We start from the raw sequence: 1,205 nt of genomic DNA, 5'->3' as shown, positions 1-1,205 counted from the left end.
ATTTCTTTTGGCCCGGGATTGTGGCACTCTCCGGGCAAAACGGCAAGTCTGGAAGGCCGCCGATCAGTTCGCCAGCTCACAGTTCGGAGGCTGACCGGCCGTTTCCTTCAATACGCCGCTTCCTGTCTGCTATAATCGGCGGAGGAAACACCAAGGAATATCCGATGAGCACCCTGCCTGCCAAAATTGTTCACTGTTCGATCAATCGGCACTGGAAGGAGGTCTACGACTTTGCCGGCAAGCCGGAAAACATGTCGCTCTGGGCCTCGGGGCTGGCCTCCGGCCTCGAACCGGAAGGAAGCGACTGGATCGCGCACGGTCCCTTGGGAACGGTACGTGTGAGCTTCGTTCCGCACAACGAGTTCGGCGTCATCGACCATACGGTAACAATCGAAAGCGGACTACGGGTCTACAACGCGCTGCGTATCGTGCCGAACGGCGACGGCTGCGAGGTGATGTTCACGCTGTTGAAACAGCCAGGCATGACGGACGACCAATTCGCCGCTGATGCCGCCCATGTGCAGAAGGACCTCGGCGCCTTGAAATCGCTGATGGAGATGTAACCGATGGAAAAAAGCGCAAACGACCTGAAGATCGACTACATTGAATTCAACGTCGCCGACATAGCGGCGGCAAAGGTCTTTTACGGTAACGCATTTGGTTGGAGTTTCACTGATTATGGCCCCAGTTATTGCGAATTCGATGACGGCCGCCTGACGGGCGGCTTCACAAATATCCAACCGCCGCGCCCGGGTGGTGGCCCGCTTGTGATCCTATACGCCGACAAACTTGAGGAAGCGCTGGAGAAGGTCGAACAGGCCGGAGGCAAGATCGTAAAGCCGATCACCGCCTTTCCGGGCGGCCGACGGTTTCACTTCCTTGACAAGGATGGCTACGAACTGGCCGTGTGGAGCAAGACTTAAAGCGGGAAGCTAGGCAGCGATTGTCGAGATCGCATCGGCAGATTCCAGCACGACAAGCGCACCTAGAACTTGCCCGCATAGGTCGCGCAACGGCGACATGCGGCAACGCGTGCGCCTGCTTTCACCGCGCTGTTCGTAGTTGTATTCGACATGCTGCCCCGCGAAGCAGGCGTCGAACTTGGCCCTCGCTTGTGCCACGAACTGTTCCTCTCCGATGAATTCCATCACATGGCGGCCGATCATGTCGATCGGACTTCGTCCGAGATATGCACAGTTCACCGG

3 protein-coding genes are annotated in these 1,205 nt (G+C 57.6%); 2 read left to right on the top strand and 1 reads right to left on the bottom strand.

From position 1 onward, the window contains the following. Nucleotides 1-164: 164 nt before the first annotated feature. The gene (locus tag C9413_RS32245) at nt 165-563 is read left to right on the top strand and encodes a polyketide cyclase (protein WP_039845148.1); all 399 of its coding nucleotides are present in this window, start codon (nt 165-167) and stop codon (nt 561-563) included. 3 nt (nt 564-566) lie between these two features. Then, nucleotides 567-923: a VOC family protein gene (locus C9413_RS32240; RefSeq protein WP_039845149.1), complete on the top strand. Its 357-nt coding sequence runs from the start codon at nt 567-569 to the stop codon at nt 921-923. Between the two features lie 9 nt (nt 924-932). Here the strand turns inward: C9413_RS32240 and C9413_RS32235 are convergent. After that, nucleotides 933-1,205, bottom strand: a 273-nt coding sequence (locus C9413_RS32235) for a PAS domain-containing protein (protein ID WP_210263686.1), incomplete at its 5' end; no start/stop codon positions are given.

It is taken from the genome of Rhizobium sp. SEMIA 4085, from assembly GCF_013004495.1.
GTDB lineage: Bacteria > Pseudomonadota > Alphaproteobacteria > Rhizobiales > Rhizobiaceae > Rhizobium > Rhizobium gallicum.
The sequence above is the reverse complement of the archived record's forward strand: the minus strand, read 5'-3'. Positions and strand labels throughout refer to the sequence as shown.